Below are 22,508 nucleotides of genomic sequence, written 5' to 3'. Positions count from 1 at the left end.
TGTCCCCCTTACTCTCCGTCAGCGGCGGAGCGCGGTGAGGGCACGGTCGAGGAGCCGCTGCCGTTCGGCCGCCGATCCGACGTGCTCCAGGCCGAAGCCGAGGAGGACGGTGTCACGGGTGGTGACGGCGGCGACGGAGTGGAAGAGGGCCGACGAGCGGGTCCAGTCGGCGCCGTTGCCGGGGCTGCCGGCCGGGGCGCCGGGCACGGTCCAGGCGCCGAGCGAGCTCTCGAAGCCCTCGCGTTCGGTGCCGGCCGCGGTGACCAGGCGGACGTCGTCGACGAAGGCGCCGGTCTCGCCGGTGCCGGGGTCGGAGACGTACGAGAGGGAGAGCTCGACCTGCTTGCCCGCGTAGGCGGAGAGGTCGACGGAGGCCTGCCGCCAGCCGTTGGAGGGGCCGGTGAAGGCGTTCCAGGCGCCGCTGGTGCCGGTGGGCACGCAGCCGTCCTCGCCGAGGGTGAGGTAGCGGCCGAGGGCGGGGTGGAGCTTCAGGTAGTAGCCCTCGCCGCAGTCGGCGGGCGGCTCCGCGGAGGTGCCGCCGTTGCGGTCGGGCAGGGTGGTCCAGTCGTCCTGGCCGACGGTGCGGGCCTCGACGACGAGGTTGTCGTAGCCGGGCTCCGTGTCGTGGCTGACCTGGAAGTCGAGCCGGGGGCCGTCGGCGGCGGCGGTGCCGGTGAGGTCGACGGTGCGGCTGAGCCGGGCCCAGGTGTCGTCGGCGTGCTTCACGGCGGCGAAGGACGTGCCCTCGGCCGGTTCGAAGGGGGTGCGCAGGCCGGGGTAGTCGCCGGCCGGGGCGCTGGAGGCGAACTGCGGGTGGGTCTCCGGGTCGAGGCTGTCGGAGGTGACGGTGAAGGCGCCGGCGTTGTCGAGCGGGTTGCCGTCGGCGGCGCCGAGCCCGGTCGGCGGGCCCGCGAGGCGGCCGGAGCCGGCGAAGGAGGGCGGGGCGTCCAGGCCGGCCCGGTGGTAGGCGCCGAGCCAGTACTGGGCGAAGTCGTTGGACTCGGCCCGGCCGATCCGGGTCGGGCCGCCGGTCTTCTCACCGGCGTTGAGAAGCTTTCCGCCCTCGTTGAGGTAGGAGCGGACGGCGAGCTCGACGGCCCCTGAGGGGCGCTCGGCGCCGGTGTACCAGACGACGGTGCGGAAGTGGGAGAGGGTGCCGAGGGCGTGCGGGGCGCCCTGGGTGGCGACGTCCCAGACGGCGGCCTTCCGGCCGGTCGCGGCGAGCGCCCCGGTGTACGCGGCGACGTGCCGTGCGGCGCTCGTACCGCCCTCCTCGGCGAGGACGAGGACGTCCCCGCGGGCGCGTTCGGCGACCCGGTAGGTGAAGGGGGTGGTGGCGGTGGTCCGGCCGTCGCGGCCGCGGGCGGTGAACCAGACCTCGACGGAGTCGCCGGGCCGGGCGCCGCGCACCTCGCCGCGGTACTGGTCGTAGTACCGGTTGTCCTCGCCGCCGTAGGTCTCGCCGCCCTCCCAGGCCTCGACCCCGGCGCGGTGCGTGCGGCCGCCGTTGATCCGGTAGTGGAGGGTCTTGGCGCGCAGCGACTTCCGGGCGGTGACGGCCACCGGCTGCTCCTCGCCGGTTGCGGCGTAGGAGGTGGTGAAGGCGTCGGGGGTGAGGGCCGGGGCCGGGGCGCCGACCGGGGAGACCGGGTCGTCGGGGCGGGCGGCGGACTCGGCGACGGCGAGCGCGAAGGGGATGTTCTTGGCGAACTCGGCCTGGATCAGCTTCTCGTCGTCGGGGAAGGTGAAGACGGAGGCGCAGTCGGCGGCCTCCCAGGCGTCGTTCGGGTCGACGCGGGAGGCGGTGGCGCAGGTGGACATCTCGGGGGTGAACATCTGCATGCCGTTGACGTTGGCGGCGTGTCCGTCGGCCTCGCCGTTGGTGGTGTACAGCTCGGAGGAGACCTGCGGCCGGTAGCCGGGGACCGCGGAGTTCTGCGGGGTGCCCGCGAGCGCCTTCAGGGCGGTGTCGTCCGGGGTGTCGGTGGCGACCTGCCAGCCGACGCCGTAGAGCAGCAGCTGGGCGGCGGAGTGGTAGTTGACGCCGTACGAGAAGCCGATGCGCTTCTGGAAGGCGTCCAGGGCCCGGGTCTCCGGCTCGGACATGGGGCCCTTGCCGCGGAAGGTCTCGTCGGCCGGGTCGGGGGACGAACCCTCGTCGTCGTAGCCCCACTTGTAGGCGAAGTTCCGGTTGAGGTCGACGCCGTCGCCGGCGCTGATCACGCCGTCGCCGTCGTTGTCGCGGAGGTTCTTGCGCCACTGGCGGTTGGCCGGGTCGGCGTGGGTGAAGTCGTAGCCGTCGGGGTTGGCGGAGAGCACGAACCACAGCTCGGTGGAGTCGACGATCCGGGTGATCCGCTCGTCGGTCCCGTAGTTGTCGAGGTAGTGGTGCAGCAACCGCCTTGTCATCTCCGGGGTGATCCACTCGCGGGCGTGCTGGTTGGAGACGTACAGCGTGGCCGGCCTGGCGCCGTCCTTCGTCTTCCGGGCCCCCTTGCTGACCTTGACGGCGAGGATGTCCTGGCCCTTGAGGGTCTTGCCGATCGAGACGACCTTGGTGAGGCCGGGGTGGTCGGCGGCGGTGGCGAGGATCTCCTCCTTGAGGCCGCCGGGGCCGCCGTAGGGCCGGAAGACGCCGTCGCCGGCGGCGGCCGCGCGCCGGGCGGCGGCCGGGCCGGGGTCGTGCTCGGCGAGCGTGACGCCCCGGCCGCGCAGGGCGCCGGCCTGCGTCTCGGTCAGGTACAGCTCGACGGTGGCGGTGCCGTGCTCGGGCACCCGCTCGGTCAGTTCGTGTGCGTCGGTACCGGCCTCCAGGAGCAGCGGGACCTGCTCCTGGGTGACCGTGGCGCGCCATACGGAGAGGGCGTCGCCGCCCTCCGGGTCCGCCGGGCGCGCTCCGGCGGCGGGTGCCGCCGCGATGCCCGCGACCAGCAGTGAGGCGGCGGCGAGGATCGCCCGCGCTCTTTGTCTCATGAGCCCCCCTTGGTGTGTTCCGTCACGAAGGTGAACGGAGGCCAGGCTCTGGGGCGCTCATGGTCCTGTCAAGGGCGCCTCGCGGCAACGACCGGGAGGCGTACGTACGCTGGTGGAGTCTCAGAAACGTTTCTCCGCAGCGGAGTTCACGCTTCCACGGGGTACGCGGACGGCCCCCCGTCCCGGCAGGGGACGAGGGGCCGTTCAGAGCAGCCGGACTGCCGTCCGGGGGGCCTCCGGGCTCAGCCGACCAGGCTCTCGTCGAGCTCCTCCGTCAGGTTCGACTCGGTGCCGGGGATGCCCAGGTCCTGGGCCCGCTTGTCGGCCATGGCGAGCAGCCGGCGGATCCGGCCGGCCACCGCGTCCTTGGTGAGCGGCGGGTCGGCGAGCGCGCCCAGCTCCTCCAGGGAGGCCTGCTTGTGCTCCATGCGCAGCCGGCCGGCCGCCGCGAGGTGCTCGGGCACCTCGTCCGCGAGGATCTCCAGGGCGCGCTGCACCCGGGCTCCGGCGGCGACGGCGGCCCGGGCCGAGCGGCGCAGGTTGGCGTCGTCGAAGTTGGCGAGGCGGTTGGCGGTGGCGCGGACCTCGCGGCGCATCCGCCGCTCCTCCCAGGCCAGCACCGACTCGTGCGCGCCCAGCCGGGTGAGCAGGGCGCCGATCGCGTCGCCGTCGCGGACCACGACCCGGTCCACGCCGCGGACCTCGCGGGCCTTGGCGGCGATGGAGAGCCGGCGGGCGGCGCCGACGAGGGCGAGCGCGGCCTCCGGACCCGGGCAGGTGACCTCCAGGGAGGAGGAGCGGCCCGGCTCGGTCAGCGAGCCGTGCGCGAGGAAGGCACCCCGCCAGGCCGCCTCGGCGTCACAGGTGGCCCCGGAGACCACCTGCGGCGGCAGGCCCCGGATGGGGCGGCCCCGGCCGTCGACCAGACCCGTCTGGCGGGCCAGCTGGTCACCGCCGGCCACCACGCGCACCACGAAGCGGGAGCCGCGCCGCAGCCCGCCGGGGGCCATCACGATCAGCTCCGAGCTGTGCCCGAAGATCTCCAGGATGTCCCGCTTCAGCCGCCGGGCCGCCATCGCCGTGTCGAGCTCCGCCTCGATCACGATCCGGCCGCTGACCAGGTGCAGACCGCCCGCGAACCGGAGGATCGACGAGACCTCCGACTTCCTGCAGCAGGTCCGGGTGACGGGAAGCCGGGAGATCTCGTCCTTCACCGCTGCCGTCATCGCCATGGGCCGATCCTTCCATGCATCCGAAAAATACGGTCGTACGCGGCGGCCAGGCGCTCCGGGTCGTGCTTCGGAGAGCCGTCGGCGCGGGCCACCGGCGCCAGCTCCAGCGCGGCGCCGAGCCGCTTGGCGGCGTCGACGAGGGGTTCCCTGGCTGACACGTCGGGCACGGCGGCCTCGTCGGCCAGCACCACGTCCAGGGCGAGTTTAGGGGCGTGTCGTCCCAAAACCTCCAAATGACGCTGCGGGGAGAAGCCCTCTGTTTCTCCGGGCTGGGGCGCGAGGTTCAGCGAGAGCACCTTGCGGGCCTTCGTCTCGACCAGCGCGTCGAGCAGTTCGGGCACGAGGAGGTGCGGGATCACCGAGGAGAACCAGGACCCCGGGCCGAGGACGACCCAGTCCGCGTCGAGGACCGCGGCGACGGCCTCCGGCACGGCCGGCGGGTCGTGCGGCACCAGGTGCACGGACTGCACCTCGCCCGGGGTGAGCGCCACGGTGGCCTGCCCGCGCACGGTGTCCACGTCCTCCGGGCGCGCCGGGTCGTGGCCCCTGACCAGGGCCTGGAGCTCCAGCGGCACGGCGGACATGGGCAGCACCCGGCCCTGGGCGCCGAGCAGCCGGCCGACCAGGTCGAGGGCCTGCACCGGGTCGCCGCCCAGCTGCTCCCAGAGGGCGACGATCAGCAGGTTGCCGACGGCGTGGCCGCCCATCTCGCCCTTGGACCGGAAGCGGTGCTGGATGACCCGGGCCCAGGTCTGGCCCCAGTCGTCGTCGCCGCAGAGCGCGGCGAGCGCCTTGCGCAGGTCGCCCGGGGGCAGCACGCCGAGCTCCTCCCGGAGCCGGCCGCTGGAGCCCCCGTCGTCGGCGACGGTGACGACCGCGGTGAGGTCGCCGGTGATCCGCCGCAGCGCGGCGAGGGAGGCGGAGAGGCCCATGCCGCCGCCGAGGGCGACGACCTTCGGCTGGGCACCACGCCTGCGGAGCGCCCGCTTCACCGAGAGGGTGGAGGCGGGGCGCCGGCGGTAAGGCTTCACTCGCGCCCCATGTCGCGGTGGACGACCACCGTCTCCACGCCCTCGGCGGCGATGCGGGCGGCGAGCTTCTCGGCGGTGGCGACCGAGCGGTGCTTGCCGCCGGTGCAGCCGACGGCGATCGTCACGTACCGCTTCCCCTCGCGGCGGTAGCCGGCGGCGATCAGCTGGAGCAGCTCGGTGTAGCGGTCCAGGAACTCCTTGGCGCCGGGCTGGTTGTAGACGTAGTTCGCCACCTCCTCGTTGAGGCCGGTGTACGGGCGCAGCTCGGGGACCCAGTGCGGGTTGGGCAGGAAGCGCATGTCGACGACGAGGTCGGCGTCGACCGGCAGGCCGTACTTGAAGCCGAAGGACATGACGGTGGCCCGCAGCTCGGGCTCCTCCTCGCCGGCGAACTGGGCGTCCATCTTGGCGCGCAGCTCGTGGACGTTGAGGCTGGAGGTGTCGATGACCAGGTCGGCGTCGCCGCGCAGCTCGCGCAGCAGGTCGCGCTCGGCGGCGATGCCGTCGACGATGCGGCCGTCACCCTGGAGCGGGTGGGGGCGGCGGACCGACTCGAAGCGGCGGACCAGTGCCTCGTCGGAGGACTCCAGGAAGACGATCCTGCGGGTGACCTGCTTGGCCTCCAGGTCGGCGAGGGACTCCCGCAGGGCGTCGAAGAACTGCCGGCCGCGGACGTCGACGACGACCGCGATCCGGGCGACGTTGCCCTGGGAGCGGGCGCCGAGCTCCACCATGGTGGGGATCAGCGCGGGCGGCAGGTTGTCGACGACGAACCAGCCGAGGTCCTCCAGACACTTCGCCGCGGTGGACCGGCCGGCTCCGGACATGCCGGAGATGATCACCAGCTCGGGGATGGCCGCCTCGGCGCCGTTGTCGCCCGCGGTCTCCTTCGTGCCCGTACTCACGTGTCCTGCTCCGTCTTCTCGGTGGTGCCCGTCGTGCTCGTGGTGCCCGTCGTGCTCGGTCATGCCGTGGTGCCCCCGTCGTCTTCCATGATCTCTCCTGTGGCCGTGTTCACGGCGGGTGCGGCGGGGGCCGCCCGGGCCAGGGCCACGGCGACCGCCTCCGCGGTCTTCCGGCCGAAGCCGGGAACCTCACAGATCTGCTCGATTGTCGCCTGCTTCAGCCGCTTCACCGAGCCGAAATGCTTGATCAGGGCCTGTTTGCGCGTGTCGCCGAGGCCGGGGACGGCGTCGAGGGGGCTGCTCCGGAGGCGTTTGGTCCGCTTGGAGCGCTGGTAGCGGATGGCGAAATCGTGAGCGGTGTCACGGACCCGCTGGAGGAGGTAGAGGCCCTCGCTGGAGCGGGGCAGCACCACCGGGTCGTCCTCGCCGGGCAGCCAGACCTCCTCCAGGCGCTTGGCGAGCCCGCAGACGGCGACGTCGTCGATGCCCAGCTCGTCGAGGGCCCGGCGGGCGGCGGCGACCTGCGGCTGCCCGCCGTCGACCACGACGAGCTGCGGCGGGTAGGCGAAGCGCTTGGGCCGGCCGTCGTCCCCGGCCTCGTCGACGGCGACCTCGCCCTCCTCGCCCCACTCCCCCGTCCTCTCCTTCTCGGCGAGGTAGCGCCGGAAGCGGCGGCCGATCACCTCGTGCATGGAGCGGACGTCGTCCTGGCCCTCGAAGGACTTGATCTGGAAGCGGCGGTACTCGCTCTTGCGGGGCAGCCCGTCCTCGAAGACGACCATGGAGGCGACGACGTCCTCGCCCTGGAGGTGCGAGATGTCGAAGCACTCGATGCGCAGCGGCGCCGACTCCAGGTCCAGTGCCTCGGCGATCTCCTCCAGGGCCCGGGAACGGGTGGTGAGGTCGCTGGCCCGCTTGGTCTTGTGCAGGACGAGCGCCTGCTGGGCGTTGCGGGCGACGGTCGCCATCAGGTCCTTCTTATCGCCGCGCTGCGGGATCCGCAGGGAGACGTTGGACCCGCGGCGGCCGCTCAGCCACTGGGTGACGGCCTCGGCGTCCTCGGGCAGCGCCGGGACCAGCACCTCCTTGGGCACGGCGTCGCCGCTCTCCTCGCCGTACAGCTGCTGGAGGGCGTGCTCGACGAGCCCGGCGGTGTCGACGGCCTCGACCTTGTCGGTGACCCAGCCGCGCTGGCCGCGGACGCGTCCGCCGCGGACGTGGAAGATCTGGACGGCGGCCTCCAGCTCGTCCTCGGCGAGGGCGACGAGGTCGGCGTCGGTGGCGTCGGCGAGGACGACGGCGCTCTTCTCCATGGCCCGGCGCAGCGCCTCTATGTCGTCGCGGAGCCGGGCGGCCTTCTCGTACTCCATCTCCTCGGCCGCCGCCGTCATCCGCTTCTCCAGGCGGCGGATGTACGTGCCGGTGCGGCCGGCCATGAAGTCGCAGAACTCCTCGGCCAGTTCGCGGTGCTCCTGGGGGCCGACCCGGCCGACGCAGGGCGCCGAGCACTTGTCGATGTAGCCGAGGAGGCAGGGCCGGCCGGCGGAGGCGGCGTTCCGGAACACCCCCGCCGAGCAGGTGCGCACCGGGAAGACCCGCAGCATCAGGTCGACGGTCTCGCGGATCGCCCACGCGTGCGCGTACGGCCCGAAGTAGCGCACGCCCTTCTTCTTCTGTCCGCGCATGACCTGGACGCGCGGGAACTCCTCGTTCAGCGTGACGGCGAGGTAGGGGTAGCTCTTGTCGTCCCGGTACTTCACGTTGAACCGGGGGTCGTACTCCTTGATCCAGGTGTACTCCAGCTGGAGCGCCTCGACCTCGGTGGAGACGACCGTCCACTCCACGGAGGCGGCCGTGGTCACCATGGTCGCGGTCCGCGGGTGCAGGCTCGCGAGCGGCTGGAAGTAGTTGGCCAGCCGCTGCTTCAGCGACTTCGCCTTCCCGACGTAGATCACCCGCCGGTGCTCGTCCCGGAACTTGTAGACACCCGGGACGTCGGGAATCTGCCCCGGCGCGGGTCGATAGCTGGTGGGGTCGGCCATGCGCCCACCCTACTGGCGCACAGTGACAGAACGGGCTCGCGCGCGGGCCCGGGCCGCCTCGTGGGCGGCCCGGGCCGGGCGGTCGGGAGCGGGGGTCAGGACTCCTGGGTGCGGCGGCCCGCCGCTCGGCGGCGGAGCGCGGTGGCGCCGATCAGGGCGAGGGCGGCCACGGCGCCGAAGGCGGCGACCGTGGAGGCGGCGGTGGCCGCGGCGGGCTGGTGGCGGGGGCCGCCCGCCGCCGTGCCCTCGGCGGGCGCGGTGGGCCCTGCGGCCGCGGCCGCGGGGGCGGAGCCGGGGGCCTCGGGTGCGTAGCCGCCGGCCGCGCCCTTGCGGGCGTACGCGGAGCCGGGGAGCTTGTCGGCGTACGCGCGCGTGACGCGGTCGCGGTAGGCGGCGAGGGTGGTGCCGTTCCGGCCGACGGCCCGGACCGCGTCCTCGTCCAGCGGCAGCACCTTCGTCCCCTTCTGGACGTACCAGGCGTCGATCTGCGGCTCGCGGAAGACGAGCCCGCCGGGGAGCCTCCGGGCCCCTTCGCGGGCGTACCGGAGCTCGTCGTCGCCGGTGGCGATGTTCACCACCTGCCAGCCGGCGGGGCTCCGTACCGTCCACAGCGAGGCCTTCTGCCCGTCGGCGGCGACGGCGAGGCTGGCCCGGAACTCCTCCCGGGCCACGGGCGCGCCCGGCTTCCCGGCGACGAAGTCCGCGGAGAGGATCCGCACCGGGACGGACGCCCCGGATATCCGGGGCGCCGCGTCGGTGCGGGCGAGCGCCCCGTCGCGGGCGAAGAAGCGGCCGAGGGTGGCCAGGGTCTCGGGCGCGGCGGCGGCCCGCTCGGCGGTCGGCGCCACCGGCAGCGGCGCGCCGGGGCCCGAGGCGGCGGCCGGGGCGGCGGCGCCGAGGGCGAGGAGCGCGGCGGCGGCTCCGGTGACGAGTGCGGTCGTGGTGGTCATGGTCACGCCCCGATCCGGTAGAGCGAGTGGGTCCAGGAGAAGGACCCGTTGTTGACGTACCACGCGTGGGAGGCCCAGTTGTAGCGATCGCTGGAAGGCCACGGATCGCCCCAGTACACCCAGCTGTTCGCGTCGTCGTAGCCGTACAGCACGTGCATGTGGCCGCCGCCGCCCGCCCACTGGATGCGGGTCTCGACCGGTCGGTTCGCGTTGATCTCGGTCTGGACGGTGGAGTAGCGCAGCCAGCCGTCGACGTACGAGCCGGGGTTGACGCCCGCCCAGGAGAGGCCGGTCTGGACGTTGCCGAGGGTGGCCTGCCAGTTGGGGCAGTCGTAGCCCTGCTGCCGCCGGAAGGCCGCGTTGCAGAACTGGTTCTGGCTGTAGCCGCGGCCGAACCAGGTCGCGATGGTGTTGCCGCCGGCGGCCCAGCACCAGTTGGTCTTCTGCTGGGCCTGCATGGTGATGTTCAGGCGCTTGGCGCCGAGGACGGCGGTGGTGTCGGCGGACACGGGTGCGGGGGCCGGCGCGGCGGACGCCGAGGCCGCGGTGGGGACGAGGAGCAGCGCGGCGGCGGCGAACGCCACGAGGCTCCGCTTCCCGTTCTGGAGTCGCTGGAGTCGTCTGCGCATGGGGTTTCCTCCCAGTGCGGGGGGTGGGGATGGGTGGGGGGTGCGTGGGGGGGTGGGGGTGGCGTCCGGACACCGCTTGGAGCATCGGCCGTTGTCGGGAGCGGGTCAACACGCTTCAATGCGGGGTGACATCGGGCTGTGAACGGTGTGGCGCGCGTGTGAACGCGTGCCCGCCGCCCACCTGCCCGCCCGCCGCCGGGGCCCCGGCGGTCCGTGGCGCGCGCGTGAACGTTCACCGAGACGCCCGTGGAGCCCGGAACGGCCCCGAAAAACCGCGAAGAGCCCCGAAGAACCGCGAAGAGCCCGAAGAAGCCCGAGGAGGCCGGTGTGAGCCACACCGAGGCCGATCTGGTGCAGCTGCTGCACACCGGCCCCTTCCACCTGGCGCTGCGCACCGCGCTTGCCGTGCGCGGCCTGCCGCTCCAGCGGGTCCAGCACCATCTCGCGCACCGGGGCGTCAAGGTCGGCGTGACCTCGCTGAGCTACTGGCAGCAGGGCGCCCGCCGGCCGCAGCGGCCGGAGTCCCTGAAGGCGGTCAGGGCCCTGGAGGAGGTGCTCCAGCTGCCGGGGAACTCGCTGCTGCGGCTGCTGGAGGGCGATGCGGCGGCCCGGGAGGGCGTGGAGCGGCCGGCGGCCCGCTCGTACCGCTCGCTCGTGGAGGCCTCGGGCTCGGTGGAGGAGCTGTTCGCGGAGCTGGAGTCACCTGCGGACGGCGGGCTGCACACGGTCGGCCACCACGAGCGGGTTCGGATCGGTCCCGGCCGGGAGCTGGTGGGCCGCGAGTCGCAGCACGTGGTGCGGGCGCACCGGGACGGCGTCGACCGGTACCTCGCCATCCACCACGGCGACCCGGGCTGCGATCCGGCGCGGGTGCGGGTGCGGTCGGTGGAGAACTGCCGTACGGGGCGGGTGCGGTGGCACGCGGAGACGGGCGTGGTCGTCGCCGAGCTGCTCTTCGACGCGCGGCTGCGGGCCGGCGACACGCACCTGTTCACGTACGGCTTCCAGGACGGGACGGCCGGTCCGAGCGGCGAGTACGTGCGCGGCTTCAGCTTCGCGGGCGGGCAGTACGTGCTCCAGGTCGCCTTCGACGAGGCGGCCCTGCCGGTACGCTGCCGGCGCTTCGCCCAGGCCTCGGCGGGCGCCCCGCGCGGTGGCCGCACGGAGCTGACACTCGGCGGCCGGCACCGCACGGTGCACCTGGTGGAACAGGGCGTACGCCCCGGAATCCTGGGAATCGACTGGGACTGGTCCTGAGCCCTTCGGACCGGCTCAGGCGGAGGGCGCGGCCTTCGGCCCGGCGATGAGCCTGCCGCCCTCGACGCGGACCTCGACGGCGGGCAGCGGGACGGTGGCGGGCCCCTTGAGCGCCTTGCCGGTGGTGACGTCGAAGCGGCTGCCGTGGCAGGGGCAGTTGCCCTCGTTGTCCTCGATCTTGTCGAGGACGCAGCCGGCGTGGGTGCACTGGGCGCTGAAGGCCTTGTACTGGCCCTTGGCGGGGCAGCTCACCAGGACCTTCTGCTCCCGGAAGAGCGTGGCGCCCCCGACCGGGACCTCGTCCGGCGACCCGAGCTCGACCGGCGCGGTCGGCGTCGGCACCCCGGCGTGCCCCAGCTTCGACTCGGTGGAGCAGGCGGCGACACCCAGCCCGGCGGCACCGGCGAGAGCGGCGCCCTTCAAAACGGTACGGCGGCTGGACTGGCCGGACATGATCGCGCTCCACAGGTACGGGGGACGGTGGTCAGCCCCGACGATACCCGCGCCGTTCGCCCCCCTTCCGCCCGGGCCCACACCCCCGAAACCCGAGCCCGCCCCCCACCACCGACGCCCCCAAGACACCGGACCGCCCCGGGCAACCTGCCGAGCCCCACGGGAGACCGGACCAGAGACGGCACCACCCCTGCAGGCCGCCGGAGACCGGAGCGGAGACGGCGCCACCCCTGCGGCCGCTGGAGACCGGACCGGAGACGCCACCACCCCTGCGGGCCACGGGAGGCCGGACCGGAGACGGCGCCACCCCTGCGGGCCACGGGAGGCCGGACCGGAGACCCGGCACCACCCCTGCAGGCCACAGAAGACCGGACCGGAGACGGCACCACCCCTGCAGGCCACGGGAGGCCGGACCGGAGACGGCGCCACCCCTGCAGGCCACAGAAGACCGGGCCGGAGACGGCGCCACCCCTGCGGGCCACAGAAGACCGGGCCGGAGACGGCGCGGGCCTCCCCGGGCCCGGGGGGCCGGGTCGGGCACGCTCCGGGCGCCCTGCTCCGACCCACGGCGGGCCGGAACGCGCGCCCTGCCCTGACCCACGGGCGACCGGACCGAGGACGGTACCGGCCTCATGCCCGATGGCCCGCGGCCCCGCAGTCCCGAGCGGCAGGCGCTCGGCGGCCCAGGGCGGCCTGTCCAGCGGATCAGGGGCGGGCAGGCCGCCGCGTCCCGTGCGGTGGATCGCAAAGCGCCGGAGCGCCTCGATAGCCGAGCTATCAGGGTGTTTCGGCAACGCGGCGAGGTACCGCACCAGACGCCGCGATCCCGCCCCTGATCCGCCGGACAGGCCCTGACAGGCGCGGACGCCTGGCCGCTCAGGGCCCACGGCCCGGACGGCCCGCGCGCCCGGACGGCCGGCGCGCCGGGCCGATAGGCCGCGCCCGACCGTCCCGGGGCTCCCGGGCGGTCCGGGACCCCAGGGCCCCGGACCGCCCGGTGGCGGCGTCACGCCTTGCGGGTGCGGGTTGCCGTCTTCTTGGCGGGCGCGGCCTTCTTCGCCGTGGCCGTCTTCTTCGCGGCCGGGGCCTTCTTCGCCGCCGTCTTCTTCTTCACGGCCGTTCCGCGTGCCGCCGGCACCCCCGCGTCGCTGACGCGGTCCGCGCCGAGGATCTCGCGGAGGAACTTGCCGGTGTGGCTGGCCGGCTCCGAGGCGACCTCCTCGGGGGTGCCCTCGGCGACGACCATGCCGCCGCCGCTGCCGCCCTCGGGGCCCATGTCGATGATCCAGTCGGCGGTCTTGATGACGTCGAGGTTGTGCTCGATGACGATCACCGAGTTCCCCTTGTCGACCAGGCCCGACAGGACCTTGATGAGCTTCGAGATGTCCTCGAAGTGCAGACCGGTGGTCGGCTCGTCCAGGACGTACACCGTCCGTCCCGTCGACCGCTTCTGCAGCTCGGACGCGAGCTTGACGCGCTGCGCCTCACCGCCGGAGAGCGTCGGCGCCGACTGCCCGAGCCGGACGTACCCGAGCCCGACCTCGTTGAGCGTCCGCAGGTGGCGGGCGATCGTGGGGACGGCCTCGAAGAAGTCCAGGGCCTCCTCGATCGGCATGTCGAGGACCTCGGCGATGGACTTGCCCTTGTAGTGGACCTCCAGGGTCTCCCGGTTGTACCGGGCCCCGTGGCAGACCTCGCACGGCACGTACACGTCCGGGAGGAAGTTCATCTCGATCTTGATCGTGCCGTCGCCGGAGCAGTTCTCGCAGCGCCCGCCCTTGACGTTGAAGGAGAAGCGGCCGGGCAGGTAGCCCCGCACCTTCGCCTCCATCGTCTCCGCGAAGAGCCGGCGGACGTGGTCGAAGACGCCGGTGTACGTCGCCGGGTTCGAGCGCGGGGTGCGCCCGATCGGCGACTGGTCGACGTGCACGACCTTGTCGACGAGGTCGTCGCCCTCCACGCGCGTGTGCCGCCCCGGCACCGTCTTCGCGCCGTTCAGCTCGCGCGCCAGGTGGGTGTAGAGGATGTCGTTGACCAGCGTCGACTTGCCGGAGCCGGAGACGCCGGTGACGGCGGTGAGGACGCCCAGCGGGAAGGAGACGTCGATGTCCCGCAGGTTGTTCTCGCGGGCGCCGTGGACGGTGAGCAGCCGTCCGGGGTCGAGGGGGCGGCGGATGTCCGGGGTGGTGATCGCCCGGCGGCCGGAGAGGTACTGCCCGGTCATCGACTCCTCGTTGGCGAGGAGCTCCTTCAAGGTGCCGGAGTGGACGACCTTGCCGCCGTGCTCGCCGGCACCGGGGCCGATGTCGACGACCCAGTCGGCGACCTTGATCGTGTCCTCGTCGTGCTCGACGACGATGAGCGTGTTGCCCATGTCGCGGAGGCGGACCAGGGTCTCGATCAGCCGGTGGTTGTCGCGCTGGTGGAGGCCGATGGACGGCTCGTCGAGCACGTACAGCACGCCGACCAGGCCGGAGCCGATCTGCGTGGCGAGCCGGATGCGCTGCGCCTCGCCGCCGGAGAGCGTGCCGGCCGCGCGGTTGAGCGAGAGGTAGTCGAGGCCGACGTCGACGAGGAAGCGCAGCCGCTCGTTGACCTCCTTGAGGACCCGCTCGGCGATCTTCTTGTCACGGGCGTTGAGCGTGAGGCGGCCCAGGAACTCGGCGCAGTCGCTGATCGACATGGCGGAGACCTCGGCGATGGACTTCTCCATCACGGTGACCGCGAGCACGATCGGCTTGAGCCGGGTGCCGTGGCAGGTGGGGCAGGGCACCTCGCGCATGTACCCCTCGAAGCGCTCCCGGCTGGAGTCGCTCTCGGCCTCGCCGTGCCGCCGCTTCACGAAGGAGACGGCGCCTTCGAAGGCGGGGCTGGTCCAGGCGCGCTCGCGCCCGTACCTGTTCCGGTAGCGCACCTCGATCTGGGTCTTGTGGCCGTGCATGAGGGCCTTCTTGGCCCGCTGCGGGAGGCCCGCGTACGGGATGTCGGTGCGGAAGCCGAGGGCCTGGGAGAGCCCGTCGATCATCCGGCCGAAGTACTCCTTGGTGTGGCCGTGGGACCACGGGTGGATGGCGCCCTCGTCGAGGGACTTCTCCTCGTCGGGGACGACCAGCTCGGGGTCGACCTCCATGCGGGTGCCGATGCCGGTGCAGTCGGGGCAGGCGCCGAAGGGCGAGTTGAAGGAGAAGGAGCGGGGCTCCAGCTCCTCGAAGGAGAGGTCGTCGTACGGGCAGTAGAGGTGCTCCGAGTACATCTTCTCGCGCTCGGGGTCGTCCTCGGCGAGGTCGACGAAGTCGAGCACGACCATGCCGCCGGAGAGCCCGAGGGCGGTCTCGACGGAGTCGGTGAGCCGGCGCTTGGCGGAGTCCTTCACGGTGAGGCGGTCGACGACCACCTCGATGGTGTGCTTCTCCTGCTTCTTCAGCGTCGGCGGCTCGCTGAGCTGGATCGTCTGCCCGTCGACCCGGGCGCGGCTGTAGCCCTTGGTCTGGAGGTCGGCGAAGAGGTCGACGAACTCGCCCTTGCGCTCGCGCACCAGCGGGGAGAGCACCTGGAAGCGGCTGCCCTCGGGCAGCTCCAGGACCTTGTCGACGATCGCCTGCGGCGACTGGCGGGAGATCGGCCGACGGCACTCGGGACAGTGCGGCTTGCCGATGCGGGCGAAGAGCAGGCGGAGGTAGTCGTAGACCTCGGTGATGGTGCCGACCGTCGAGCGCGGGTTGCGCGAGGTCGACTTCTGGTCGATGGAGACGGCGGGCGAGAGACCCTCGATGAAGTCCACGTCCGGCTTGTCCATCTGGCCGAGGAACTGCCGTGCGTACGAGGAGAGCGACTCGACGTACCGGCGCTGCCCCTCGGCGAAGATCGTGTCGAACGCGAGGGAGGACTTGCCCGACCCCGAGAGCCCGGTGAAGACGATGAGGGAGTCACGGGGGAGGTCGAGCGAGACGTTCTTGAGGTTGTGCTCGCGCGCGCCACGGACGATGAGACGGTCGGCCACGCCGGTCCGCACCTTTCTTGAGAGAGCGGATTGACAGAACACCCAACAACCAAGGATGCCGGATGCTTCCGTGGTCGGCGGCTGCCACCACCGAGCCTATAGCACGTACATTCGATTTCCGGCGATCCCTCGTCTGCTTCACCCGAACGAGTGGTCGGCGCTAGGGTCGGCGCCATGATCGATCACGAGCGCGACCTCGCCTCCCTGTACGAAGCGACCGAGCGGCTGCTGACCGACGCCGCCTCCTGGGACAACGCCGCCGTCGCCCTGCCGTCACGGCTTCCCGGCTGGACGCGCGGCCACGTCCTCGCCCACCTGGCACGCAACGCCGAAGCTCTGGTGAACGTCCTCGAAGGCCGCCCCATGTACGCGAGCGCCGAGGCGCGCGACGCGGACATCGAGCGCGACGCCGCCCGCCCCCTCGACGCCCAGCTCGCCGACGTCCGCGCGACGGCCGAGCGCCTCCGGGCCGTGGCCTCCGCCCCGGCCGACTGGAGCCGTGTCGTCGAGCTGCGCAACGGCATCACCGACAGCGCCTCCCGGCTCCCCTTCCGCCGCTGGGTCGAGGTGGACCTGCACCACGTGGACCTCGACTGCGGCTACGAGCTGGAGGACCTTCCCGAGGAGTTCGTCGGGCGGGAGATCGAGTTCCTCGCCGAGCGGTTCGCCACGATGGGGAACGTGCCGCCGACCGTCCTGCGGGCGGACGACGGCCGCGCCTGGACGACCGGCGCGGCCTCCGGCGAGGGCGGCGTCACCGTCACCGGCCCCGCGCCCGACCTGCTCGGCTGGCTGGCCGGCCGCCGCGACGGCTCGGCCCTGAAGACCGAGGGCGGCCCGCTCCCCACGCTCCCGCCGCTGTAGCCGCGGGCTCACCGGGACCGCTGTCGGTGGCCGGGGCTAGGCTGAGGCCATGACGTACAGCGGAGCGGTGAGGGTGGGCGGTCCTGCCGACGTCCACGAGCTGAAGGACCTGATGATCTCCAAGGTCGCGGTCGGCCCGATGGACAACAACGCGTATCTGCTGCGCTGTCGGGCCACCGGCGCCCAGCTGCTCGTCGACGCGGCCAACGACGCGGAGACCCTGCTCACGCTGATCGGTGACGACGGCATCACCGCCGTCGTCACCACCCACCGGCACGGCGACCACTGGCAGGCCCTGGCCGAGGTCGTCGCCGCCACCGGCGCGACCACCTACGCGGGCGCGTACGACGTGGAGGGCATCCCGGTCGCCACCGACGTCCCGGTGGAGGACGGCGACACGATCCGCGTGGGCGAGGTCGAGCTCACCGCCCGCCGGCTCGTCGGCCACACCCCGGGCTCGATCGCGCTCGTCTACGACGACCCGCACGGCCACCCGCACCTCTTCACCGGCGACTGCCTCTTCCCGGGCGGCGTCGGCAACACCTGGAAGGACCCGGAGGCCTTCGCGAGCCTCCTGCACGACGTGGAGACCAAGCTCTTCGCCGCCCTGCCGGACGAGACCTGGGTCTACCCCGGCCACGGCAAGGACACCACGCTCGGTGACGAGCGCCCCCATCTCCCGGAGTGGCGCGAGCGCGGCTGGTGAGCCGGCCGGTGCCGAAGCGCCCCCGGTGACGCCGGGGCCGCTCCCGTGCGCCCCCGTAACCCGGACGGCGGCCGGGTAGTTGGCGGCACATGCACGCCAGTCACCCTCCGTCGCCACCGGCGGCCGCCGGCCCGCCCTCGATGGCCCGGCTCGCCGCCGCCTCGCTCGTCGGCACCGCCATCGAGTTCTTCGACTTCTTCGTCTACGGGACGGCCGCCGCCCTCGTCCTCGGACCGCTCTTCTTCCCGACGTTCTCCCCGCTCGCCGGGACGCTCGCCGCCTTCGGCACCTTCGCCATCGGCTTCCTCTCCCGCCCCATGGGCTCGGTCCTCTTCGGGCACATCGGGGACCGGCACGGACGCCGCCCGGTGCTCTTCGCCTCGCTGCTGCTCACCGGCTGCGCCACCGTCGCCGTCGGCTGTGTCCCCACGTACGACGCGATCGGCGTCGCCGCTCCCCTGCTGCTGCTCCTGCTCCGCTTCCTCCAGGGGCTCGGCCTCGGCGGCGAGTGGGGCGGCGCCGTCCTGCTGACCGCCGAGCACGCCCCGCCGCACCGCCGCGCGCTGTGGGCGAGCTTCCCGCAGATCGGCCCGGCGGTCGGCTTCCTCCTGGCGAACGGGGTGATGCTGGCGCTCACCGCGGGCCTGAGCGACGCCGATTTCCGCTCCTGGGGGTGGCGGGTGCCGTTCTGGGCGGCGGGCCTGCTCGCCGCCGTCGGCCTGCTGCTGCGCTCCTCCCTCGCGGAGACCCCGCAGTTCGAGGAGCTGTCCGCGTCCGGGCGGCGGGCGAGCGCGCCGCTCGCCGAGGTCGCCCGCGACCACTGGCGGCTGGTGCTGCTGACCGCCGGCGCCCTCGCCGTCGGGTACGCGATCTTCTACACGGTCTCCACCTGGGCCCTGGCCTACGGCACCGAACGGCTCGGGGTGAGCAGCACCGTGATGCTGGTCTGCGTGATGGCCGCGGTGGCGTTGAAGGGCGCCGCGACGCCCTTCCTGGCCCTGCTCGGCGACCGCTGGGGGCGCAGGCCGCTCTGCCTGGCGGGGTGCGCGGCGGCGGCCGTGTGGATGTTCCCGATGGTGGCGCTGCTGCACACCGCGCAGCCGCTGCTGATGTTCCTGGGGTTCCTGGGGGCGCTGCTGGCCTTCATCACCATGTTCGCGGTGGTCGCCGCGTACCTCCCGGAGCTGTACGAGCCCCGGGTCCGGTGCACCGGCGCGGCCGTGGGCTACAACCTGGCGGGGGTGCTCGGCGGCGCGCTGACGCCGATCGTGGCCACGACCCTGTCGGAGGGCGGCTCGGGCCCGCCGTGGGGGGTGGCCGCCTATCTGACGGTGGTGGCGCTGGTGAGTCTCGGCTGCTTCGCGCTGCTCCCGGAGACGCTGCCGGAGCGGCGGCCCGAGCAGGCCGTGGAGGGCGCGACCGTCTGACGGGAGCGTACGGAGAACGGCGACGGCCGGCCCGGGGCGCGATGCCCGGGCCGGCCGTCGCCGTGTCGTGGGGAGGGGTCAGGCCTCGACGCTGTCCTTGCCGGACTTCTCCGCGGCCTCGGCGGCGGCCTTCTCGGACTGCTTCTTCGAGGCGATCAGGCTGGTGATCGTGGTGACGACCAGGACGCCGCCGATGACCGCGAGGGAGACCGGGATGGAGATCTCGGGGACGTGGACGCCGGACTCGTGCAGGGCATGCAGGACCAGCTTGACGCCGATGAAGCCGAGGATCACCGACAGGCCGTAGCTGAGGTGGACCAGCTTCTTCAGCAGGCCGCCGATCAGGAAGTACAGCTGACGCAGACCCATGAGGGCGAAGGCGTTGGCGGTGAAGACGATGTACGGGTCCTGGGTGAGGCCGAAGATCGCGGGGATCGAGTCCATCGCGAAGAGCACGTCGGTCATGCCGATGGCGAGCATGACGACCAGGAGCGGCGTCATGACCTTCTTGCCGGCCTGCACGACGAAGAGCTTGGTGTCGTGGTAGCGGTCCGCGACGCCGAACTTCTTCTCGATGGACTTCAGGAGGCGGTTCTCGTCCCAGTCGTCCTCGTCCTCGTCCGCCATGGCCTCCTTGACGAGCTTCCAGGCGGTGTAGATGAGGAAGGCGCCGAAGAGGTAGAAGACCCACGAGAAGCTGGCGATGATCGCGGCGCCCGCCGCGATGAAGATCGCCCGCAGGACGAGGGCGATGAGCACGCCGACGAGCAGCACCCGCTGCTGGAGGTGGCTCGGCACGGAGAACTTCGCCATGATCAGGATGAAGACGAAGAGGTTGTCGACGCTGAGCGACTTCTCCGTGATGAAGCCGGCGAAGAACTCTCCGCCCGCCTGGCCGCCGCCCCAGATCGAGACGCCGATGCCGAAGAGCACGGCGAGCGCGATCCAGACGACGGTCCAGATTCCGGCTTCCTTGATCGACACGTCGTGGGGCTTGCGCCCGATGAAGAAGTCGACCGCGATCAGGGCGCCCAGACCGAGAATGGTCAGCACCCAGATGGTCATCGATACGTCCACTGCGCCTCCGGCGTCGTACGGCTGATCAGCGTCGTCGCTGCCGGAGGTCTCTTCCACCCGGGGCCGTGACACACGGCCGCCGGGCCGACGCCCCGGGACCGGATGTCCTTGATCCGTCCGTATTGACGGGTGCGCCGCGCATGGGGAGTACTCCCCTCCGCTGGGAAAAAGAGTACTCGAAGAACCAAGAGAAGGTAAAGGAAAGGGTAAAGGTGGCCCAAAAGTGCAGGTCAGAGGCCTTTGCCTGGAGGCGGGCCCGGATCAGCCGGAGTTGCGCCGACGCGCCTCCCCCACTTGCCCGAGGACCTGCCAGAGCACCGCGCTGCCCGGCGGGACCGTCGGCGGCTCATAGGTCCAGGCGTGGCCGACCCACGGGTCGGCGAGGTGGTCGTCGGGCACCGGCGTGAGCCGGAGCAGCGAGCGCCACAGCGGGTCGAGCACCGGCCCGTACGCGGCGGCGTCCGCCCGGTCCGCGACCATCAGCAGGTGGACGCCGACCGAGGGGCCCTCGTCCGCGAGGTAGCGGAGCCGCGTGACGGCCCGGTCGTCGAAGCCGTGCGGGAAGTCGTGGACGACGAGCAGCTGGCGGGCCGGGTCGAAGCCGGGCGGCAGATCCTCGGAGGCGTCGCCGCGCACCGCCATCTGCAACAGGTCCACCCGCTCGGTGAGCTGGGCGAGGACGTCGGTGACCCCGGCCGCGCCCCGGGCCGGCGGGGCGGTGAGGACCCCGGTCTCGACGAGCGGCGCGAAGGCGGCGGCCCCGCCGCCGGCCGGGTCGAGGACGTGGACGGTGAGGGCGCCCGCGGGGTGGGCGGCGAGCAGCCGGGCGGTGTGTGCGACGGCGCTGTCCAGGGCGAGTCGGCGCAGCTCCGCCTCGTCGAGGAGTCCGGCGGCCGAGGTGCGGCCGGGCCCCGAGTCCACCCAGAGGCCGCGCTCCAGCGGGAGCCGGACCAGGAAGGGGATCCTGAGGGCACTCTGCTCGGGGACGTGGAGGTCGCCGAGGCGGACCGCCATCGGGGGCTCCTCCGGGGTCCGGTAGGCGTGCCAGACGGGGTTGTCCCAGCGGGCGTAGGCGACGGGCAGGGCGGGTTCGACGACCTCGGACTCGGCGGTGAGCTGCGCGAGGTCCCGGTCGAGGACCTCCTGGGCCCTGCCCATCAGCTCCTCGTGGGTGGCCCGGGCGGCCGCCCGCGCGGCGTCGCCGGCCCCGCCGACCCGGGCGCTCGGATCCGCGAGGACCTGGTCGACGGCCCGGTCGAGGCGGTGGTCGGCGAAGTCGCGGGCGCTGCGGTAGGCGGCGACGCTCCTGGCCAGGTCCTCGAACATGCCCCACACCTGGTTGTAGAGCCGCTCGTCCATGGACCACCCGCTGGCGTCCCCGGCCACGGGCACCGGCCGGGACTCCCCCGGGGACGCGGACGGCGACGCGGCCGACGACGCGGACGGCGAGACGGCCGGCGGCTCGGACGGCGGCGGTACGGCTCCGGGGCCGGCGGCCGGGGCGGCCGGGCGGCGCCCCGGGTGGGCGTAGCTGATCGTGGTGGTGGAGGAGGAGGGATCGGCCGGGGCGGTCTCGGGGACCAGCGGCGGCGGCACCGGGGCGGCGGGGGCGGCCGCGTGCAGGACGGCGGCGGCGAGGTCGGCGGCGGCCGGTGCGCCCTGGTCGGCGAGGAGGTCGGCGAGCCCGCCCTCGTACCCCTGCCCGACGGCGCGGACCTTCCAGGCGCCCTGGCGGCGGTAGAGCTCCAGGGCGACGACGGCGGACTCCCGGTCGAGGCCGGTGATGGTGTACGTGGCGACGGCGGCGCCCGCCGGGTCGGCGACGGTCACGAAGGGGGCGGCGGCGGTGCCGAAGCGCGCCGGGCCGTCCCCGCCCTGCGGGAGCGCGAGGAGCAGGGAGAGCCGGTGCACGGCGTCCGGGAGGGCGGCGAGGTCCACGGCGATGCGGTGCTCGGCCGCGGCCTCTCCGGGCACCTCGACCCCGGGGCGCACGGGGGCGCCGGGGTGGGCGATCCACTCGGCGCCGGCGACGCGGCCCCCCTCGTCCGCGAGGGTGGCCCCGGCGACGACCGGGTGTCCGGCGGAGACCCGGAGTTCGAGTCGGGTGTCGGGCAGGGGGTGGTTCTGCCCCCGGACCAGCTCGGCCGTCATCTGGACTCTGTTTCCCCTCGGCGCTTCGGGTCGGTCATGCGGTCGTGGACTGCTGCCACGACGTCACCATGCGGTCGCACGGTCATGTGGTCATGCGGGACAGCTCCCGGCGGGCCGGTGCCCGTCGGGAGCTGCGGTACGGCGGCGGGGCGGCGGAGTCCGCCCCGCGGGTCCGCCTACAGGTGCGGCAGGATCGCCGGCATCAGGTCCTGGAAGGTGCGGCCGTTGGCCGGGTTCCCCAGGGCGGTCATCTGCCAGCCGGCGCCGACCCGGTGCACCTTCGCCATGATCTGCGCGGTGTACTGGCCGCCGCCGTCCAGGGTGTAGCGCGCCAGCTCCTGGCCGTTCGTCTCGTCGACGATCCGGCAGAAGGCGTTCTGCACCTCCTGGAAGGTCTGTCCGGTGAAGGAGTTCACCGTGAAGACGATCTGGTCGATGTGGACGGGCACCCGCTGGAGGTCGACGAGGATGGCCTCGTCGTCGCCGCCCTGGCCCACGCCGCCCACGAGGTTGTCACCGGTGTGGCGGACGGAGCCGTCGTCGCTGACCAGGTGGCGGAAGAAGACCACGTCCACGGGCTGCTTCTCGGCGAAGAGCACCGCGGAGGCGTCCAGGTCGATCTCGCGGGTGCGCGAGCCGAAGAGCCCCCGGCGCGGCGCGGCCTGCCAGCCGAGCCCCATACGCACCTGGGTGAGGCTGCCCCCGCCCTGCTTCTCCAGGCTGATGGCCTGCCCCTTGGTCATGTTGACCGTCACGCGCTGCCCCTCTCGTCGTTGTGGCAGCACCCTACGCAGGCCCACTGACAACGTGG

16 protein-coding genes are annotated in these 22,508 nt (G+C 73.2%); 4 read left to right on the top strand and 12 right to left on the bottom strand.

Annotated features, from left to right (window positions below; genetic code table 11):
• Positions 1 to 18: 18 nt before the first annotated feature.
• The 7 genes from HHL19_RS05245 to HHL19_RS05215 all read right to left on the bottom strand — a co-directional run bounded on the left by HHL19_RS05245 (position 19) and on the right by HHL19_RS05215 (position 9,762).
• On the bottom strand, positions 19 to 2,973 hold the full coding sequence (locus HHL19_RS05245) for a M14 family metallopeptidase (protein WP_169085907.1): 2,955 nt from the start codon (positions 2,971 to 2,973) through the stop codon (positions 19 to 21).
• A gap of 242 nt (positions 2,974 to 3,215) precedes the next feature.
• A complete protein-coding gene (whiA, locus tag HHL19_RS05240; RefSeq protein WP_031002759.1) occupies positions 3,216 to 4,205 on the bottom strand; it encodes a DNA-binding protein WhiA in 990 nt (329 codons plus the stop codon).
• Positions 4,196 to 5,236, bottom strand: coding sequence for a uridine diphosphate-N-acetylglucosamine-binding protein YvcK (yvcK, locus tag HHL19_RS05235; protein WP_169085905.1), 1,041 nt, complete (start codon positions 5,234 to 5,236; stop codon positions 4,196 to 4,198). The genes whiA and yvcK overlap by 10 nt, the downstream gene beginning before the upstream one ends.
• Positions 5,233 to 6,204: an RNase adapter RapZ gene (gene rapZ, locus HHL19_RS05230; protein ID WP_169085903.1), complete on the bottom strand. Its 972-nt coding sequence runs from the start codon at positions 6,202 to 6,204 to the stop codon at positions 5,233 to 5,235. Before rapZ ends, yvcK begins: the two co-directional genes overlap by 4 nt.
• Entirely contained in the window at positions 6,201 to 8,183 is a 1,983-nt protein-coding gene (gene uvrC, locus HHL19_RS05225; RefSeq protein WP_169085901.1) for an excinuclease ABC subunit UvrC, read from the bottom strand. Before uvrC ends, rapZ begins: the two co-directional genes overlap by 4 nt.
• Positions 8,184 to 8,278: 95 nt before the next feature.
• On the bottom strand, positions 8,279 to 9,133 hold the full coding sequence (locus HHL19_RS05220) for a hypothetical protein (protein ID WP_169085899.1): 855 nt from the start codon (positions 9,131 to 9,133) through the stop codon (positions 8,279 to 8,281).
• A 2-nt stretch (positions 9,134 to 9,135) separates the two neighbouring features.
• Positions 9,136 to 9,762, bottom strand: a complete 627-nt coding sequence (locus HHL19_RS05215) for a papain-like cysteine protease family protein (protein ID WP_169085897.1) — start codon at positions 9,760 to 9,762, stop codon at positions 9,136 to 9,138.
• Between the two features lie 327 nt (positions 9,763 to 10,089).
• Here HHL19_RS05215 and HHL19_RS05210 point away from each other — a divergent pair, with 327 nt between their 5' ends.
• Complete coding sequence (locus HHL19_RS05210; RefSeq protein ID WP_169085895.1) at positions 10,090 to 11,019, top strand: hypothetical protein; 930 nt, start codon at positions 10,090 to 10,092, stop codon at positions 11,017 to 11,019.
• A gap of 15 nt (positions 11,020 to 11,034) precedes the next feature.
• Here the strand turns inward: HHL19_RS05210 and HHL19_RS05205 are convergent, their stop codons facing one another.
• Both HHL19_RS05205 and uvrA read right to left on the bottom strand, forming a co-directional pair.
• Entirely contained in the window at positions 11,035 to 11,472 is a 438-nt protein-coding gene (locus tag HHL19_RS05205; RefSeq protein WP_169085893.1) for a Rieske (2Fe-2S) protein, read from the bottom strand.
• A gap of 1,006 nt (positions 11,473 to 12,478) precedes the next feature.
• Positions 12,479 to 15,472 carry an excinuclease ABC subunit UvrA gene (gene uvrA / locus HHL19_RS05200; RefSeq protein WP_169085891.1) on the bottom strand — a complete coding sequence of 998 codons (2,994 nt, stop codon included), beginning with the start codon at positions 15,470 to 15,472 and terminating at the stop codon, positions 12,479 to 12,481.
• Positions 15,473 to 15,646: 174 nt separating this feature from the next.
• Here uvrA and HHL19_RS05195 point away from each other — a divergent pair, with 174 nt between their 5' ends.
• The 3 genes from HHL19_RS05195 to HHL19_RS05185 all read left to right on the top strand — a co-directional run bounded on the left by HHL19_RS05195 (position 15,647) and on the right by HHL19_RS05185 (position 18,469).
• Positions 15,647 to 16,336, top strand: a complete 690-nt coding sequence (locus HHL19_RS05195) for a maleylpyruvate isomerase family mycothiol-dependent enzyme (protein ID WP_169085889.1) — start codon at positions 15,647 to 15,649, stop codon at positions 16,334 to 16,336.
• A gap of 49 nt (positions 16,337 to 16,385) precedes the next feature.
• Positions 16,386 to 17,042, top strand: a complete 657-nt coding sequence (locus tag HHL19_RS05190) for an MBL fold metallo-hydrolase (protein WP_169085888.1) — start codon at positions 16,386 to 16,388, stop codon at positions 17,040 to 17,042.
• A 140-nt stretch (positions 17,043 to 17,182) separates the two neighbouring features.
• On the top strand, positions 17,183 to 18,469 hold the full coding sequence (locus HHL19_RS05185) for an MFS transporter (RefSeq protein WP_169086335.1): 1,287 nt from the start codon (positions 17,183 to 17,185) through the stop codon (positions 18,467 to 18,469).
• A gap of 78 nt (positions 18,470 to 18,547) precedes the next feature.
• On the opposite strand, the gene HHL19_RS05180 is transcribed toward HHL19_RS05185, so the two are convergent.
• The 3 genes from HHL19_RS05180 to HHL19_RS05170 all read right to left on the bottom strand — a co-directional run bounded on the left by HHL19_RS05180 (position 18,548) and on the right by HHL19_RS05170 (position 22,452).
• A complete protein-coding gene (locus HHL19_RS05180) occupies positions 18,548 to 19,534 on the bottom strand; it encodes a TerC/Alx family metal homeostasis membrane protein (RefSeq protein ID WP_169085887.1) in 987 nt (328 codons plus the stop codon).
• 273 nt (positions 19,535 to 19,807) lie between these two features.
• A complete protein-coding gene (locus tag HHL19_RS05175) occupies positions 19,808 to 21,697 on the bottom strand; it encodes a TerD family protein (protein ID WP_169085886.1) in 1,890 nt (629 codons plus the stop codon).
• Positions 21,698 to 21,873: 176 nt separating this feature from the next.
• Entirely contained in the window at positions 21,874 to 22,452 is a 579-nt protein-coding gene (locus HHL19_RS05170; protein ID WP_169085885.1) for a TerD family protein, read from the bottom strand.
• Positions 22,453 to 22,508 lie beyond the last annotated feature (56 nt).

The organism is Streptomyces sp. R302 (assembly GCF_012927245.1).
Classification (GTDB): domain Bacteria; phylum Actinomycetota; class Actinomycetes; order Streptomycetales; family Streptomycetaceae; genus Streptomyces.
The sequence above is the reverse complement of the archived record's forward strand: the minus strand, read 5'-3'. Positions and strand labels throughout refer to the sequence as shown.